Raw genomic sequence first — 16,905 nt, 5'->3', positions numbered from 1 at the left:
TCGCCCACATCACGCCCGCCTACCGCCGGGCGCTCTGGATCGTGGTCGGCCTCAACGTCGGCTATGGCCTCGTGGAGATGGTCGGCGGCTTCGTCTCCGGCAGCCAGGCGCTGAAGGCGGACGCTCTCGACTTCCTGGGTGACGGCCTGATCAGCTTCCTCGGCCTGCTGGCCATCGGCTGGAGCCTCGCCTGGCGCGCCCGCTCTGCCCTCATCCAGGGACTGTTCCTCGCCGTGCTCGGCCTGGGCGTGCTCGCCACCACGGGCTACCGGGTGCTGGTGCTGAACCAGCCCGAGGCCGAGCTGATGGGCCTGTTCGGCGCCGTCGCGCTGGTGGTCAACGTCGCCTCCGCGGCGGTGCTCATCCCGCATCGGGAGGGCGACGCCAATGTCCGGGCCGTCTGGCTGTTCAGCCGCAACGACGCCATCGGCAATGCTGCCGTGCTGGTCGCGGCGGGCCTCGTCTGGTGGACCGAAACAGCATGGCCCGATCTCGCCGTGGCATTCGTCATCGCCGGGCTGTTCCTCCAGTCGGCTTGGTCGATCATTCGCGACGCGCGGGCGGACCTGAGGGTGGCGCGTGATTGACGACGTTCTCCCGCAGCGAAACCCTCCCATGTGGGAAGTGCGTCTTCGTTGCGGGCAACCATGAGGAGGTCAACGATGCGGAAGTTCGTCGTATCCATTGCCGCCCTGGCTGGAATTCTGGCCGTGGCAGACGCCTCTGCCCAGGGCAGCCAGACCCAGGGCGGAATGATGCCGATGCAGCAGGGGCAGCAGGGCGGCATGATGATGGGCTGCCCGATGATGCAGCGGATGGCCTCTTTGGAGACTCACCTGCGCCAGCTTGAGGAGCGGGCAGGAATGCCGACTCCGCCAGCCCAGCCAGGCGCCCCAGAGGGTAGCCACTAGCATCAACGGAAGACCCTTGTCGGCGGCCGACCTGTACCGGATTTGGGAAGTCGGCCCTGGCCAAGTCGACCGGCGGCCCAGACCGCCGGTCGGCCTGCCTCGGCCGCCGCGTTGAAGGGCGCCGCTCCCACGTTGAGGCCCGCCCGGAGCCTTCGCGAGGATGTCGAGGCGCCCAGGGGGAGCCACTGACACCGGGTGGTGGGCCAGTGGAACGGTTGCAGTTGCTTAATCTTAGTGCGATATGCGAATGATTATCATGTGCTGCCGTGAACCAACGCCTCACTGTGCCCGACGCCGTACTCCATCCCGCCAGGATTGTCGGGTCGACCGCGGCCGAAGTCCCTCCAAGGGAGGCAAGCCGTAGCTTAGGCCCCTGGCACGCGGCGGTCCCACGCGCTCTCACGTCAGCCTGACCAACCTCCTCGCCCACCCCGACCAGCAGGACACCGCACCATTGCGACGCCTCCGCACGCACTCTCGCCTCGCCACCATCGGCATGTTGGCCGCCGGTTCGCTGCTTCTGGCCACGGGTGACGCGCTGGCGCAGTCCTCCTTCGGCGCAGTGGACGCTGCGGCCAACGCGCAGGTACGCTTCGCCGCCACCGAGCGCGGCAAGCCCATCCTTCCCGGGAGCGAGGTTGCCGTGTCCGGCCAGGGCTTCCGCCCAGGCCAGAAGGTGGCGCTGCTCTATGGCACGGCGGCACTGCCCAACGGCACGCTGGAAGCGGACAAGGACGGCAAGATCGCGGGCCGGATCATGGTCCCAGCCGACGCCGCCGTGGGCAGCCACCCGATCGTGGTGGTGGCGCAGGGCCCCTACAGCGCGGCGCTGGCGCCCTTGAAGGTGTCGCCCAGCATCCCGCTGTCTGGCCAGAACGGCTACGTGACGCGGGAAGCCAAGGTGGCGCGCGGCCTCTACCAGTCCGCCTACAGCGCCAAGAACAATGCGCTGTTCGTCACCTCCGCCATCGGTCGCCCGCCGGTGAAGCAGTCGGAACTGCTGAAGCTGAACCCTGAGACGTTGGAGGTGCTGGCGCGCATCACGCCGCAGGCTGCCCCGGCGCGGCCTGGCGGCCCGGCGGATGCGGGCGTCTACGCCGTCTACGGCATAGGCGTGGATGACGGCAACGACACGGTCTGGGTCACCAACACGCGGCAGGACACCGTGGCGGTGTACCGCCAGTCCGACCTGTCGCTGGTGAAGCAGTTCCCGCCCGGCACGGTGAGCCACGCGCGCGACGTGCTGGTCGATCCGCGGCTCAACAAGGCCTTCGCCAGCGCCATGCTCGCGCCGGAAGTGGTGGTGTTCGACACCCGCAGCAACGAGGTCGCCGCGCGCATCGAGATCGTGTCCCGGGTCCGCGGCGGCACTTTCTCCGCCGCCAGCCTGTCGCTGGATGCCGCCGCGAACCGGCTCTACGTCGTCAGCCAAGTCACCAACGAGGTGGCGGTGATCAACACCCGCACCAACGCGGTGGAGAAGGTGCTGCCGGTGCCCGGCGCGCGTGGCGCCATCGGTGTTTCCCACGACCCGCAAACCGGGCGCATCTACGTCGCGTCGCAGGACAGCGACAACCTGGTGGTGTTGGACGGCGAGAGCGGCAGGGTGGTGGCTGACACCCCTGTGGGCGCCGGGGCGCTGAACGTCGTATTCGACCCGGCGCGACGCCACGGCTACGTGGCCAGCCGCGGGGCGGGCACCGTTACCGTGGTGGACGCGGACGGCAAGATCCTGGCCAACCTCGGTCCGGCGCCGCTGGCCAACCACGTCCTGCTGGGGCCGCGCGGCACTTTGTACTCCGTGGACAAGTCGGCCGGGGTGCTAGAAGCCGACAGCGACACCATCCTGCGCCTCCAGCCGCGCTGACAGGAGATCTCCTCCCCGAGCGGTGCGGATTGGTCCTGCCCAAGCCGCAGGTGAATGGCATTGGGTCAGGGGTTGCCCACTCATCACGAAGGAGCCGACAGCTTGGCCGTCACCCGCACCGGATTGGAGGAGAACCAGGTCGCCATCTACTTCGCCGCGGTCGTCGCGGGCGCGCTCATGGCCGTTGCCGCCCCTGGGGAAGCCTGGGGCGCGGTCATCAACCCGGCCCTCGCGGCCTTGCTCTACGTAACCTTCCTCCAGGTGCCCCTGGCGGACCTCCGGAAGAGCCTGGCCAACGGGCGGTTCTTGCTAACGCTGCTGGCCGTGAACTTCGTCGCCGCGCCCCTGGTGGCATTCGTCCTGGCCTCCTTCCTACCCAGCGAGGAATGGGTGCTTCGCCTGGGCGTCCTGATGGTGCTGCTGGCGCCCTGCATCGACTACGTGGTCGTGTTCACCCACCTCGGCCGCGGCGATCCCCGGCTGATCGTGGCGGCGACCCCCGTGCTGCTGGTGGCGCAGATGCTGCTGCTGCCCGTCTATCTCGGCCTGTTCGTCGGCGAGCGCGCCATGGCGATGATGCAGCCCGGCCCGTTCATCGAGGCATTCGTCTGGCTCATCGCCGTCCCGCTGGCCCTGTCGGCGGCGACTCAGGCCTGGGCGGCACGGTCCGGTGCCGGGAAGACGGTCGTCGACGCCATGGGATGGCTGCCAGTGCCTCTGATGGCCATGGTGCTGCTGGTGGTCATCGCGGCGGTCGCGCCGGACGTGGCGGCGCAGGCAAGGTCCGTCGCGATGCTGGTGCCGGTCTACGCCGCGTTCGCCGTGGCCATGCCGGTCGTGGGCAGCCTGGTGGCCAGGTTCGTGGGCCTTGAGGCGGGCGCGGGGCGGGCCGTCACCTTCAGCGGTGGCACCCGCAACTCCCTGGTTGTGCTGCCGCTGGCCTTCGCCGTTCCGGAGGCTGGCGCCCTGCTGCCTGCCGCGGTGGTGACGCAGACGCTCGTAGAGCTCGTCGCCATGCTGGTCTACATCCGCTGGGTGCCGACGCTGGTGTCTGCCAAGCCTGCCGCCGCCGCCGAATAGCTGGGGGTGTGGTCACCGATCCGGGCCGGTGGCGCCTGGATGCGGCGCGCATGCATGGCTAGAGCCCGGCTGCCGCGCCGAGTGCCTCAGGGGTGGGCGCCAGGGCTTCGACGATCCGGCATTCCGACACGGTGCCGCAGCCGCACTGGCTGATGAGGGAGTCCAGTTCGCGGCGAAGCGCCTGAAGGTCCGCAATCTTCCGCTCGACCTCCGCCAGATGCTCCCGGGCGATCGCGTCCACGGCGCCGCATGGCAGGTCGGGCTGCCCGACGAGTCCGAGCAGGGCACGAATCTGCTCCAGCGAGAAGCCGAGTTCCCGTGCCCGCCTGATGAAGCTCAGGCGCCCGAGATGGGCTTCCCCGTAGGTCCGGTAGTTTCCGGCGCTCCGACCGGGTTTGGGCAGCAGGCCGACCTTCTCGTACCAGCGGACGGTCTCGACCTTTGTGCCGGTGGCCCGGGCAAGCGTGCCGATGTTAAATGACTGTTCGGCAATCATGGCGTTGACCCTGTAGTGGCTACAGGGTGCATCTAGGGAGCCTTGGGCCGTAGCCGCAAGCGGCTATGCCCCTGCGTAAAGAATGGCGGAGCCATGGCTGACAGCGGACACTGCGCATCGGGAAGGTGCCCCCGGCCTGTTCCGGGAACCGGCTTCATCGCGGGCGCCGCGGCGCCACTCCAGCCAGATGACCATTTCCAGGCCACGACTGACTTGAGAAAGGAGACAAGGATGAACCGCAGGACCCTGCTGCTCGCCCTTGGCGTTGGCGTCCCGGCTGGGAGCGCGCTCGGGTGGGGCCTGTCCGAGTGGATGCTGCGCTCCAAGAGGGCTTCCGCGCCGCGATCCAGCGGCATGCAGCAGCCCATCGGGTCGCCCTTCGCGCTGGTCGACCATACGGGCCAGCGCGTCACCGACGCGACCTACGCCGGGCGGGTGCGGTTGGTGTTCTTCGGCTTCACCCATTGCCCGGACGTCTGCCCGACCGGCCTCGGCTACATCGCGGAGGTCTTGGATGGCTTGGCGCCGCAGGAGGCCGCGGCGGTGCGGCCCCTGTTCATCAGCGTCGACGCCGGGCGCGACTCCCCGGAGTTGCTGGCCAGCTACGTGACCAACTTCCATCCCACCCTCATCGGTCTGACCGGCACCGAGGCGGAGGTGGCGCAGGCCGCAAAGGCGTTCCGCTCATATTACAACAAGGTTCCCACGGGCGGGGATTCCTACGTCATGGAGCACACCGCCTCCATCTACTTGGTCGGTGCGGACGATACGCTGCGCGGCTTCCTGGACACCCACGAACCCGTGCCGACGGCGGTCGCCAAAATCCGGCTGGCCCTAGGCAGCGCGGCGCTCGGCGCCGCCAAGGCGGAGGACCGCTCGTCGTGAAGCGCCGTACTTTCGTGGCCGCCTTGCCTTGCATGGTGGCGAGCGGGGCGTCCGCGCAGGCGCAGCCCGGGTTGTTCGCCGAGAACGCGTGGTCCCGACCGGCGCTGGCGCGCATCGGCACCGCGGTCGTCTACCTCAGCCTCCGCAACGGAGGCAGCCAACCCGTCCGCCTCCTCGGCGGCAGCACGCCCGTCGCCGAGAGGGTCGAGATCCACGAGAGTGTCGTGGAAGGCAGGGTGGCCAGGATGCGCGCACGGCCGGGCGGCGTGGTCGTGCCCCCGGGTGGCGTGATCCGCTTCGAGCCGAGCGGCCTGCACCTGATGCTGATCAAGCCAGCCGCCGACCTCAAAGCTGGGCAGGGCTTCACCCTGACCTTGAACTTTGAGAACGGTGCGACCTTTGCCGTCCCGGTGCAGGTGGCGATGCGGGAACCGGCGGCCGGTCATGGAGCCGCACACTGATGACGGAGAAGGGGACGCGCCCATGAGCGCCGTGACGTCGACCACACAGGGCCGCGCCGACGCCAAGGCTTGGTCCATCCTCTTCGCGGCCTGGGCCGTGGCGCTCGCCGCCAGCCTAGGCGCCCTGTTCATCGGCGAGGTCATGGGCCAGGCGCCGTGCTCCCTCTGCTGGCATCAGCGCGCCTTCATGTTCCCGCTCGCCGTGCTGCTGGCCGTGGCCTGCTACCGCTCCGACACGGGCGCCTGGCGCTACGCCCTGCCGTTGGCGCTGGTCGGCTGGCTGATCGCAGGGTGGCACACGCTGATGTTCTACGGCGTGGTGCCGGAAGCCATACAGCCCTGCGCCGCGTCGGGTCCGTCCTGCTCCGGCGAAGGCATGCTGCTGCTGGGCTGGGCGCCGCTGCCCATGCTCTCGTTCCTCGCCTTCACCACCCTGCTGATCCTGCTGACACTGCTCGCCCGGGGAGGGCGCAAGGCATGAACCGGCGCGTCCTCACCCTTGGCACCGGCGCCGTGGCCCTCGCGGCCTTCGGCTTCGGATACTGGCTGTACCCGCACGGCGAACTCGCTGGCCCGGCGGTAACCGGCCAGGACGACACCTACGTGCGGCCGCACTCGCCCGTCATCGGCAAGTCCGACGCGCGAGTGACCCTCGTCGAGTTCTTCGATCCGTCCTGCGAGGCCTGCCGCGCGTTCCACCCGATCCTCGGGCAGATCCTGGCCCGCCACCCGGAGGACGTCCGGCTGGTGCTGCGCTACGCGCCGTTCCACCAGGGGTCGGACGAGGCCGTCCGCATCCTCGAGGCGGCCCGGCTGCAGGGTCGCTTCGAGCAGGTGCTGGACGCCCTCTTCGCCCGGCAGCCGGAGTGGGCGGCCCACGGCGCGCCGAACCTCGCGGCCGCCTGGCGGATCGCGGGGGTTGCCGGGCTGGACATCGAGCGGGCCAGGAAGGACGGACGGCAGCCGCAGGTCGACCGCGTGCTGCAGGCCGACACGGCGGACCTGCAGTCCCTGCAGGTGCGGCAGACGCCGACCTTCTTCGTGAACACGCGGCCGCTGCTCTCCTTCGGTCCGCGCCAGCTCTACGAACTCATCCTGAGCGAGCTGGACGCCCCGCGCTGAAGGCCGCGCCCGGACGGCGCGACCTCATTCTTGGATGATGAGGTCGAGGATCACCTTGGCGTTCAGGCCGATGATGAGCGCCGCGCTGGCCCAGCCGAGCGCCAGTTGCCAGCGGGGCGCCGTCAGGGTTCCCAATCGCCCCTTGTCCCCGGCGAACAGCATCAGCGGCACCACGGCGAAGGGCAGCTGGAGCGACAGGATCACCTGGCTCAGGATCAGGAGCTGCGCCGTGCCGCTCGTGCCGTAGAACCAGGTGACCAGGACGGCCGGTATGATGGCCACCAGGCGGGTGATCAGGCGCCGCAGCACCGGCGGCAGGCGGAAGCGGAGGAAGCCCTCCATCACGATCTGGCCGGACAAGGTCGCCGTGACGGTGGCGTTGATGCCGCACAGCAGCAGCGCGACCGCGAACAGCGTTGCCGCCGCGCCGGTTCCGACCAGCGGCGAGAGCAACTGGTAGGCTTCCTGGATCTCGGCGACTTCCGTCCTCCCGGCGGTGTTGAACACCGCCGACGCGGTGATCAGGATGGCCGAGTTCACCAGCAGGGCCAGGCTCAGCGCCACGGTGCTGTCGATGCTGGAGAAGCGGATGGCCTCCCGCTTGCCATCCAGGTCCCTGCCGTAGTCCCGCGACTGCACCAGCGCCGTGTGCAGGTACAGGTTGTGCGGCATGACGGTGGCGCCGAGGATGCCCATGGCGATGTAGAGCTGCGTCTCGTTCATGACGATGGAGGCGGCCGGGATGTAGCCGCGCAGCACGGCGCCCCAGTCCGGATCCGCCAAGGCGATCTGGATGGCGAAGCAACCGAAGATCAGGGCGATGAAGCCGAAGATCAGGGCCTCCAGCCAGCGGATGCCCTTGTTCTGGAGCCACAGGATCAGGAAGGCGTCCAGGGCCGTCAGCATCACGCCGAAGAGCAGCGGAATGCCGAACAGCAGCTGCAGGGCGATGGCGGTGCCAATGAGTTCCGCGAGATCCGTCGCGCAGATCGCGAGTTCCGCCAGGAGCCAGAGCGGATAGGCGACGGGAGCCGGAAAACGCTCGCGGCACAGCTGCGCCAGGTCGCGGCCCGTCGCAATCCCGACGCGGGCGCAGAGCGCCTGCAGGAGGATCGCCATCAGGGACGAGAGCAGGGCGATGGAGAGCAGCGTGTACCCGAAGGCCGAGCCGCCAGCCAAGGCCGTCGCCCAGTTACCCGGATCCATGTAGCCGACCGCCACCAGGTAGCCGGGCCCGACGAAGGCCAGCAGCTTGCGGAGGAACCCTCCGGCGTTCGGCACCCGGACGGAGCGATGGACCTCGGGAAGGCTTTCAGGCCTGGAAGGAATCAGGGGAACCGTCATGGACGACGCCTGCCAAGTGGGTGCTCGCCTGCCACCGGCTCCCGCCAGAGGCCCAGAGTGAACCCAAGGCTACAATCATTAGTAGAGGCATCTCAAGCGCAATCCGCGCGGTCCCCGACGGCCGTGAGGGCATCCATCGGCAGGTTCGCACCGGCGCTTGGTCGCCCCGCGCTGAAATCCGGGACTCGCCCACTGGGCAGCCGGTGCTCGGTGCCGGGAGCTTTCTTTCCCTGCCTCAGGGGTCCCCGAGAAGCTGCCGTCCATGGCGGAAACGCCCCGCCAGTTCGAACTCGAGGGTCGCGTGCCCGATCTCGAAGCGGTCGCGTAGCTTCGCCTTGAGGCGCTCCTTGATGTCGGTCACCTCCCCCAAGGGCAGGTCCTCCACGGCGAGGTGCGCTTCCAGTGCCACCTTGCCCTCCTCCGGCTGCCAGACGTGGATGTGGTGAACGTCCCGCACGCCCGGCGCCGCCCTCAACTCGGCCAGAACGGCTTCGTAGTCGAAGTCCCGGGGAGCACTGTTCATCAGCACCGCAACCGCCTCCCGGATCTCGTGCCACGCGTGGATGAAGATGTAGACCGAGATCGCCGCGGTGATGGCCGGGTCGACCCACTGGACGCGCTCTCCCCAAACCATGATGGCCAGGGCGCCCACGATGAGACCCACGGTCGCCAGGGCATCCGCGATCATGTGCAGGTAGGTGCTCTTGACGTTCAGGCTGCCGATGTCCTTCCGCAGCACCCAGGCGGAGGCGGCGTCCTCCACCAGGGCGATGAGGCCCACGATCAGCATCGTCTTCCCGGCGACCTCCGCCGGATTCATGAAGCGGTCTGCCGCCTCGTAGAGCAGGTAAAAGCCGATGACGAAGAGCGTCGTCAGGTTGATGAGCGCGCCGACCGTCTCCGAGCGCCCGTACCCGAAGGTCCGCCTCCGATCCACGTCGCGCCGGGAGATGCGCCATGCGACGTAGGACACGAGCACGGAGCCTGCGTCCGAGAAGTTGTGGGCAGCGTCGGCGAGCATCGCCAGCGATCCGGAGATGACGCCCCCGACCACCTCGGCCGCCGTGATCCCGAGGTTCAAAGCCAGCGCGACGAGAAGACGCCTGCCGCGTCCAGGCGAATCCTTGGCTTCCGTGCCGCCGTGATGATGGTGGTGGGCCATGACCGGCTCCTGGGTTCAGGTTGCTTGCGGCGGAACTCGCCTTCGGGCATCCGGCACCCGGGTTCCACGCATCAGGGCTACACCCCGGGCTTCCAGGCCAGCAGCCGGAGCGCGTTGAGGGTGACCAACACCGTCGCGCCGGTGTCCGCCATGATGGCGGGCCAGAGGCCGGTCACGCCGATGAGCGTCGTCACGAGGAACACGGCCTTGAGGCCGACGGCGATGGCCACGTTGGTCTTCACGTTGGTCATGGTGGAACGCGACAGGCCGACGAGTTCGGCGATGCCGGAGACGCGGTCCTTCAGCACCGCCGCGTCGGCCGTCTCCAGCGCCACGTCGGTGCCGCCGCCCATGGCGACGCCGACCGAGGCGGCCGCCAGCGCCGGGGCGTCGTTGATGCCGTCCCCCACCATGACCACGGAACCGGCTTCGCGGAGCGCGCCGATCTCGCGCAGCTTGTCCTCGGGCAGCAGTTCGGCCTTCACATCCAGGCCAAGGCCACCTGCGATGGCGGCGCCGGTCCGGGCATTGTCGCCGGTCAGCATGACAGAGCGGATGCCCAGCTTCGACAGAGCGGCCACGCCCGCGGCGGCATCCGCACGCGGCTCGTCGCGCAAGGCCAGGACACCCGCCGCGGCGCCGTCCACGACCACCACGACGGCGGTCTTCCCCTCGGTCTCCAGCTTGGAAACCTGTTCGGCGAGAGCACCCATGTTGGCGCCCAGCTCCGCCGCGTGGCGCGGGCTGCCGATGCTGACCTTCCGCCCGCCCACCGTGGCGGTGACCGCCTTGCCGGGCACGGCTCCCTGGTCGGAAGCCTGGGGAGTCGCAATGCCACGCTCACTGGCCTCGGCCAGGACGGCCTTGGCCAGGGGATGCGAGGACCCCTGCTCCACGGCCGCGGCATAGGCCAGGAGATCCCAGGCCGATGTTCCTGCCACCGGAAGCACGTCGGTCACCTTCGGATGGCCCGCTGTCAGCGTGCCGGTCTTGTCGAAGGCCACTATCCGGGCCGCCCCGATCGCCTCCAGCGCCGCGCCGCCCTTGATCAGCAGGCCGCGCCGGGCACCGGCCGACAGGCCGGAGGCGAGGGCGGCGGGGACGGAGATGACGAGGGCGCAGGGGCAGGCGATCAGCAGCACCGCCAGGCCGCGATAAACGCTGGTCCACCAGTCCCAGCCGAGCAGGAAGGGCGGCAGGAGGATGACCAACGCGGACACCACCATCGCGCCCGGGGTCCAGTAGGTCGAGAACCGCTCGATGAAGCGCTGCGTCGGCGCGCGGGAGGCGGTGGCCTCCTCCACCATGCGGATGATGCGGGCGATGGTGTTGTCCGTGGCCGCGCGGCTCACCCGGATGCGGAGCGCGCCGTCGGCGTTGATGGAACCGGCCACAATCGCGTCCCCGGGGCCGCGCGTCACCGGCACGCTCTCGCCGGTGACCGGGCTCTCGTCCAGGGCGGACTGCCCTTCCTCGATGGTGCCGTCGCCGGGCACGCGGTCGCCGGGGCGGACCAGCACGAGATCACCGACCGACAGGCGGTCGGACGGCACCTGTTCGGTCGAACCGTCCGCGCGCAGGCGCAGGGCCGTGCGGGGCATGAGGTTCGCCAGCGCCTTGATGCCCGCCCGGGCGCGCCCGGCCGCCACGTTCTCCAGCAGCTCGCCCAGGGCGAAGAGCAGGACAACGACCGCCGCCTCCTCCGCCGCGCCGATGACGGCGGCGCCCGCGGCGGCGGTGACCATCAGGGTCTCGATGGAAAAGGGCGAACCCGCCCGCGCCAAGTTGAAGGCGCGCCGCCCGAACGGTACCAGGGCGACCAGCGTCGCGATCAGGAAGAGCGGATAGGTCAGGTTGCGGGGCAGCACCAGCGACAGCGCGTAGGCCCCAATGACGAGGGCGCCCAGCAGCCAGACCAGGCGCGCCTTGCCCGTCGCGTACCAGGGCTTGGTCGCGTCGGCGGGGTCCTCGTGGTCGGCATGCGAGTGGCCGAACGCGGCGCCATGGGCATGGCCATGGTCATGGGCGGCGTGTGGCTGGGCACCGGCAGGCTTGGCTTGGGCATGTCCGTGCCCGGCATGGCCGTGATCATGGTCATGATCGTGGCCATGGTCATGATGGCCATGGTCGTGCCCGCGGCAGTGGCCATGGTCGTGGTCAACTGCCGAGGCAGGCGGCGCGCCCGGGGCTTCCTGAGGCGCGAGGGCCTGGGCCTTGTAACCGAGTGCCCCGATCTGCTTCTCCACGGCCACGGCATCCGTCGTGCCCGGCGCGAGGCGCAGGGTCAGCCGCTCGGCCATCAGGTTCACCGAGACGTCGGACACCCCGGGAAGGCGGCCGACGGCCTTCTCCACCTTGGCGACACAGGAGGCGCAGTCCATGCCCTCCACCCGCCAGGACAGCGGCGGCGAGGCGGCCAGGGCCTCAAGGCGGGTGACCTTGTAGCCCAGGGCGCCGATCTGCTTCTCGACGGCCTCGGGCGTCGCGCCACCGGGCGCCAGCGTGGCGCCGAGCCGCTCGGCCATCAGGTTGACCTTGATGTTGGTGACGCCCGGGAGACGGCCGACAGCTTTCTCGACCTTGGCGACACAGGAAGCGCAATCCATGCCTTCCACCCGCCATGTCACCGGCTGTCCCGGGGTACCTCCGCCGCTGCGCGTGCCGTCCATCGAGCAATCTCCTGCTGATGGTCCCCTAGATACGACCTCCAGTCACTGGAGGTTCAAGGGGGTGAATCAGGTTCACGGGAAACTTCCGCTGGCGTGTGGCGGCGACAGCCATGGGAGGAGCTATCCATGCGCATGCCCAGCTTCGGACTTTCCCCACAGGTCTTCGGTCACACCACCATGGGCGCCCGCCAACTCGGTCTGGATGGTCGCGTGGGTGATGCCGAACCGCTCCGCGAGCATGGCTCCCAGCACGTCCTCCAGCCTCTCCTCCCTGGACAGCGCGGCGTCGACAACGATGTGCGCCGAAAGGGCCACCTTGCCGCTGGTGAGTGCCCAGATGTGGAGGTCATGAATGCCGCGGACCCCGGCCGTCTTACTGATGGCCTGCTCGACGGCGTCGATGTCGATGCCGCGCGGGACGCTCTCCAGCAGGACGTCGATGGCTTCCGACAGGAGGGTCCAGGTCCGCGGGAGCACCCAGAAGGCGATGGCGATGCCGAGCACGGGGTCCACCCAGGTCCAGCCGGTGGCCCAGATGACAGCGGCGCCGATGATGACCGCGACGGAGCCAAGGAGGTCGCTCCAGACCTCGAGGTAGGCGCCCTTGACGTTGAGGCTGCTCTCGCTGCCCCCCGCCAGCAGGCGCATGGAGATCCAGTTCACCAGCAGCCCGAAGGCGGCCACCGCGAGCATGCCGAGGCTGCCGATCTCCGCGGGCTCGCGGAAACGCTGGTAGGCCTCGTAGAGGATGTACAGGGCGACGAGGAACAGCAGGGAAGCGTTGAACGCGGCCGCCAGGATCTCGAAGCGATGGTAGCCCCAGGTGCGCCGCCGGTCGGCTGGGCGACGGCCAACCCGGATCGCGACGAGGGCCACTGCAAGGGCCAGCGCGTCGGTCAGCATGTGCGCCGCGTCGGAAAGGAGAGCCAGGCTGTTGAAGATGTAGGCGCCCGCCACCTCGGCGAGCAGGAACGCGCCCGTCAGTCCCAAAGCCTTGGCCAAGGCCGCCGAGTTGGCGTTGCCCGCACCGTGGTCGTGACCCTGTCCCATTCAAGCCTCCAGCAAGGACCCACCGTGGTCCATCCGGGCAGGTCGTTGGCACCTCCAGCCGCTGGAGGTTCAACCCTTAAAAGCCCTTCGGCTCCCTTCCACTCAGGCACGTGTCCGTGAAGTCAGGCAGCCGCCCCACCAAGCGAGCGGGGCGGCATTCAACGCTCAGTAGCGCGCCTGGCCGCTGCGCCCGGCCGGGTTCTTGACCTGCAGGGTCACGGCGGCGCCTCGCGCGGGGGCGCTCGGAGCTGTCCCGGCCAGGGTGTTGTCCGTCCCCGGCGCCAGCTGGACGACCTGGCGGGCCTGGCCGGAGCCGACGAGCGCGGACACCGTGTAGCCCGCCGACGGCACCGGCTTCCCGGCCTCGTCGTAGAGGTGGACCGTCAGGGTCCGGTCCGAGACGATGAGTTCGGCGTGCACGCCGACGACGTCCTGCATGCGGCCGCCATGGGCGCCCTGGTCACTGTGGCCATGCGCCTGTGCCAGCGCGCCGGTGGAGATGGAGGCGGCCGCCAGGGCCGCGAGAAGGATGGTCCGCACGTTTGATGTCCTCGTTGGTTGGTGGACTGTTGTCGCCGGGAGGGGCTGGGACGCCCCTCCCGCCGGATTCACTCGGCCGCGGCGTGCCGCGCCCCGGCGGGGACGGCGTCCTCCGCCACGGGCTTCTGGACACGGCCGAAGCGCACGTAGAGCGCGGGCAGCACCAGCAGGGTCAGCAGGGTCGCGCTGATCAGGCCGCCGATGACCACGGTGGCCAGCGGCTTCTGGACCTCGGCGCCCGCGCCGGTGGCGAGCGCCATGGGAACGAAGCCGAGCGACGCCACCAGCGCCGTCATGGCCACGGGCCGCAGGCGGGTCATGGCGCCCTGGTACACCGCGTCCCGCAGGGACAGGTGCCCCTGCTGCATGAGGCCCTTGATGGAGGTCGCCATCACCAGCCCGTTCAGCACCGCCACGCCGGAGAGGGCGATGAAGCCCACCGCCGCCGGGACGGAGAACGGCATGTCCCGCAGCCAGAGCGCCAGCAGGCCGCCCGACAGCGCCAGGGGCACGCCGCTGAAGACCAGGAGGGCGTCGCGGACCGAACCGAGCGCCGCGAAGAGCAGGATGATGATGAGCAGGAAGCAGGCGGGCACCACGACGCTCAGCCGGTCGCGGGCCTTGGCGAGGTTCTCGAACTGGCCGCCCCAGGTGATGGTGTAGCCGGGCGGCAGCTGGACCTGTTCGTTCACCTTCGCCTGCGCCTCGGCCACGATGGAGCCGATGTCGCGTCCGCGGGCGTTGGCCTGGATGACCACGCGGCGCCGCCCCTGCTCGCGGCTGATCTGGTTCGGCCCCTCGACCACGTTGAGGGTCGCCAGCTGCTGCAGCGGCACCGAGGCGGCGGGCCTGCCCGCCACCGGCGGCAGCGGCACCGGCAGGTTCCGCAGCGCCTCGAGGTTGTTGCGCAGACTTTCCCCCAGGCGGACGACGATGGCGAAGCGCCGGTCGCCTTCGTAGACCATGCCCGACTCCCGGCCGCCGACCGCCGCCGCCAGCACGGCCTGGACGTCGGCGACGCTGAGGCCCCTGCGTGCGACCTCCGCGCGGTTCACCGTGACCTCCAGGAAGGGAAGGCCCGTCGCCTGCTCCACCTTCACGTCCGCGGCGCCCTCGGTGCCGTTGAGGATCTGCGAGATCTGCCCGGCCACCTGCAGCATGGGGCCGTACTCGTCGCCGAAGACCTTCACGGCGAGGTCGCCGCGCACGCCCGCCAGCAGCTCGTTGAAGCGCATCTGGATGGGCTGGGTGAACTCGAGCGCGTTGCCCGGGATGCCCGCGACCGACTGCTCGATGCGGCGCACCAGCTCCGCCTTGGGCAGCGACGGGTCGGGCCACTGGTCGCGCGGCTTGAGGATGATGAAGGTGTCCGAGGCGTTGGGCGGCATCGGGTCGGAGGCCACCTCGGCCGTGCCGGTCTTGGAGTAGATGATCTGGACCTCGGGCAGGCGCGAGATGCGGCGCTCCAGAACGGACTGCATGGCCTGGGACTGCTGCAGCGAGGTGCTCGGGATGCGCAGGGCCTGCATGGCGAGGTTGCCCTCGTCCAGCTGCGGGATGAACTCCTGCCCCAGCCGCGAGAACAGGCTCAGCGACCCCACGAACAGCAGCGCGCCCACGGCGATCACCGGCAGCGGCGCCCGCAGCGCGCGCCCGAGCACGGGAGCATAGACGCGCTTGAGGCCCCGCACGATCGCGACGTCCTTCTCCTGCACCCGCCCGCTGATCCAGATGGCGATGAGGGCCGGGACCAGGGTCAGGGAGAGGACGAAGGCGAAGGCCAGGGCGATGATGACGGTCAGCGCCATCGGGATGAACATCTTGCCCTCGACGCCCGTGAAGGTGAGCAGCGGGGCGTAGACGAGGATGATGATGCCCTGGCCGTAGAGCGACGGCCGGATCATCTCCTTGGCGCTGTCGGCGACCGTCTCGAGGCGCTCGCCCAGGGTGAGCAGGCGTCCCTTCTCGTGCTGGCGCTCGGAGAGGTGGCGCAGGCTGTTCTCGGTGATGATGACGGCGCCGTCCACGATCAGGCCGAAGTCCAGGGCGCCGAGGGACATCAGGTTGGCCGAGATGCCGCCGCGCACCATGCCGAAGGAGGTCAGCAGCATGGTGATGGGGATGACCATCGCCGTGATGATGGCGGCCCGGATGTTTCCCAGCATCAGGAACAGGATGACGACGACGAGGAGCGCGCCCTCGCCGAGGTTCTTGGCGACGGTCTTGATGGTGGCGTCCACCAGGATGCCGCGGTCCAGCACGGCCGTGGCCTCGATGCCGACCGGCAGGGTCCGCTTCAGCTCGTCGACCTTGGCGTGGACGGCGGCGGCCACGGTGCGGCTGTTCTCGCCGATCAGCATCAGCGCGGTGCCGACCACCATCTCCTGGCCGTTGCCGCTGGCGCTGCCCGTCCGCGGGGCCTGGCCGATGGAGACCCGCGCGACGTCGCGGAGGAGGATCGGGGTGCCCTCGCGGGTGGTGACGACCACCTGCTCCAGTTCCGCCACCGTGGCGACACGCCCGCCCGAGCGGACCACCAGGCCCTCGCCGCCGCGCTCCACGTAGCCCGCGCCGGTCGAGACGTTGTTGCGCTCGATCGCGGACGCGAGGTCGCTGAAGCTCAGGCCAAGGGCGATGAGGCGCCCGGGGTCGGGCTGCACCACGTACTGCTTGGTGTAGCCGCCGATGGCGTCCACGCCCGCGATGCCGGGCACGTTGCGGATCTGGGGCCGGATGATCCAGTCCTGCACGGTCCGCAGGTAGGTCGCCCGGTCCGCCTCCGTGGCCAGGCGCTCGCGCTCCGGCGTCAGGTAGCTGCCGTCGGCCTGCCAGCCCGGCGTGCCGTTCGGCTTGACGTCGCCCGGCGTGCGGTCGGCGAAGCGCACCGTCCACATCGTCACCTCGCCGAGGCCGGTGGAGACCGGCCCGAGACGGGGTTCCACGCCCTCAGGCATCGCCTCTCCCGCCTCGATCAGGCGCTCCAGCACCTGCTGGCGGGCGAAGTAGATGTCGGTGCTCTCGGCGAACACCGCCGTGACCTGACTGAAGCCGTTGCGGGAGATGGAGCGCGTGCTCTCCAGCCCCGGGATGCCCGCCAGCGCGGTCTCGATCGGGAAGGTGACCTGCTTCTCGATCTCGTAGGGCGAGAGCGAGGGCGCGACGGTGTTGATCTGCGCCTGGTTGTTGGTGATGTCCGGCGTGGCGTCGATGGGCAGGCGCGCGAGGGACCACGCGCCGATGCAGGCCGCGATGACGGCCAGCAGCACCACCGTCCAGCGGTTGCGGACGGAGAAGTCGAGGATGGGTCCGATCATGTCA

Annotated in this window: 15 protein-coding genes; 8 read left to right on the top strand and 7 right to left on the bottom strand. The window is 69.8% G+C overall.

Annotation, left to right across the window (positions count from 1 at the left end; translation table 11 throughout):
• The 4 genes from ACVMLK_RS04820 to ACVMLK_RS04805 all read left to right on the top strand — a co-directional run.
• On the top strand, positions 1–587 hold a 587-nt coding region (locus tag ACVMLK_RS04820; protein WP_457485767.1), incomplete at its 5' end, for a cation diffusion facilitator family transporter.
• Between the two features lie 75 nt (positions 588–662).
• Positions 663–911 (top strand): hypothetical protein, encoded by a 249-nt coding sequence (locus ACVMLK_RS04815; protein WP_198368139.1) that lies wholly within the window; start codon positions 663–665, stop codon positions 909–911.
• Between the two features lie 496 nt (positions 912–1,407).
• Complete coding sequence (locus ACVMLK_RS04810; protein ID WP_198368176.1) at positions 1,408–2,778, top strand: hypothetical protein; 1,371 nt, start codon at positions 1,408–1,410, stop codon at positions 2,776–2,778.
• Between the two features lie 102 nt (positions 2,779–2,880).
• Entirely contained in the window at positions 2,881–3,858 is a 978-nt protein-coding gene (locus tag ACVMLK_RS04805) for an arsenic resistance protein (RefSeq protein ID WP_198368140.1), read from the top strand.
• Between the two features lie 58 nt (positions 3,859–3,916).
• Here the strand turns inward: ACVMLK_RS04805 and ACVMLK_RS04800 are convergent, their stop codons facing one another.
• Entirely contained in the window at positions 3,917–4,354 is a 438-nt protein-coding gene (locus tag ACVMLK_RS04800; protein WP_198368141.1) for a MerR family transcriptional regulator, read from the bottom strand.
• A 231-nt stretch (positions 4,355–4,585) separates the two neighbouring features.
• On the opposite strand from ACVMLK_RS04800, the gene ACVMLK_RS04795 reads away from it, so the two are divergent.
• From ACVMLK_RS04795 to ACVMLK_RS04780, 4 genes are read left to right on the top strand one after another with little or no spacing between them, the layout of a single operon-like run.
• The gene (locus tag ACVMLK_RS04795) at positions 4,586–5,239 is read left to right on the top strand and encodes an SCO family protein (RefSeq protein ID WP_198368142.1); all 654 of its coding nucleotides are present in this window, start codon (positions 4,586–4,588) and stop codon (positions 5,237–5,239) included.
• The gene (locus ACVMLK_RS04790; RefSeq protein ID WP_099096361.1) at positions 5,236–5,700 is read left to right on the top strand and encodes a copper chaperone PCu(A)C; all 465 of its coding nucleotides are present in this window, start codon (positions 5,236–5,238) and stop codon (positions 5,698–5,700) included. The genes ACVMLK_RS04795 and ACVMLK_RS04790 overlap by 4 nt, the downstream gene beginning before the upstream one ends.
• 22 nt (positions 5,701–5,722) lie before the next feature.
• Complete coding sequence (locus ACVMLK_RS04785; RefSeq protein ID WP_099096362.1) at positions 5,723–6,181, top strand: disulfide bond formation protein B; 459 nt, start codon at positions 5,723–5,725, stop codon at positions 6,179–6,181.
• On the top strand, positions 6,178–6,822 hold the full coding sequence (locus tag ACVMLK_RS04780; protein WP_198368143.1) for a DsbA family protein: 645 nt from the start codon (positions 6,178–6,180) through the stop codon (positions 6,820–6,822). The genes ACVMLK_RS04785 and ACVMLK_RS04780 overlap by 4 nt, the downstream gene beginning before the upstream one ends.
• 24 nt (positions 6,823–6,846) lie before the next feature.
• Here the strand turns inward: ACVMLK_RS04780 and ACVMLK_RS04775 are convergent, their stop codons facing one another.
• The 6 genes from ACVMLK_RS04775 to ACVMLK_RS04750 form a co-directional block, all read right to left on the bottom strand.
• Entirely contained in the window at positions 6,847–8,166 is a 1,320-nt protein-coding gene (locus ACVMLK_RS04775; RefSeq protein ID WP_099096364.1) for an Nramp family divalent metal transporter, read from the bottom strand.
• Between the two features lie 235 nt (positions 8,167–8,401).
• Positions 8,402–9,328, bottom strand: coding sequence for a cation diffusion facilitator family transporter (locus ACVMLK_RS04770; RefSeq protein ID WP_099096365.1), 927 nt, complete (start codon positions 9,326–9,328; stop codon positions 8,402–8,404).
• A gap of 77 nt (positions 9,329–9,405) precedes the next feature.
• Positions 9,406–11,997 carry a heavy metal translocating P-type ATPase gene (locus tag ACVMLK_RS04765; protein WP_198368144.1) on the bottom strand — a complete coding sequence of 864 codons (2,592 nt, stop codon included), beginning with the start codon at positions 11,995–11,997 and terminating at the stop codon, positions 9,406–9,408.
• A 120-nt stretch (positions 11,998–12,117) separates the two neighbouring features.
• Positions 12,118–13,047: a cation diffusion facilitator family transporter gene (locus tag ACVMLK_RS04760; RefSeq protein WP_198368145.1), complete on the bottom strand. Its 930-nt coding sequence runs from the start codon at positions 13,045–13,047 to the stop codon at positions 12,118–12,120.
• Positions 13,048–13,212: 165 nt separating this feature from the next.
• Positions 13,213–13,587, bottom strand: a complete 375-nt coding sequence (locus ACVMLK_RS04755; protein WP_198368146.1) for a hypothetical protein — start codon at positions 13,585–13,587, stop codon at positions 13,213–13,215.
• A 68-nt stretch (positions 13,588–13,655) separates the two neighbouring features.
• Positions 13,656–16,901 (bottom strand): efflux RND transporter permease subunit, encoded by a 3,246-nt coding sequence (locus ACVMLK_RS04750; RefSeq protein ID WP_198368147.1) that lies wholly within the window; start codon positions 16,899–16,901, stop codon positions 13,656–13,658.
• Positions 16,902–16,905: the final 4 nt, after the last annotated feature.

It is taken from the genome of Teichococcus aerofrigidensis (assembly GCF_054073225.1).
The sequence above is the reverse complement of the archived record's forward strand: the minus strand, read 5'-3'. Positions and strand labels throughout refer to the sequence as shown.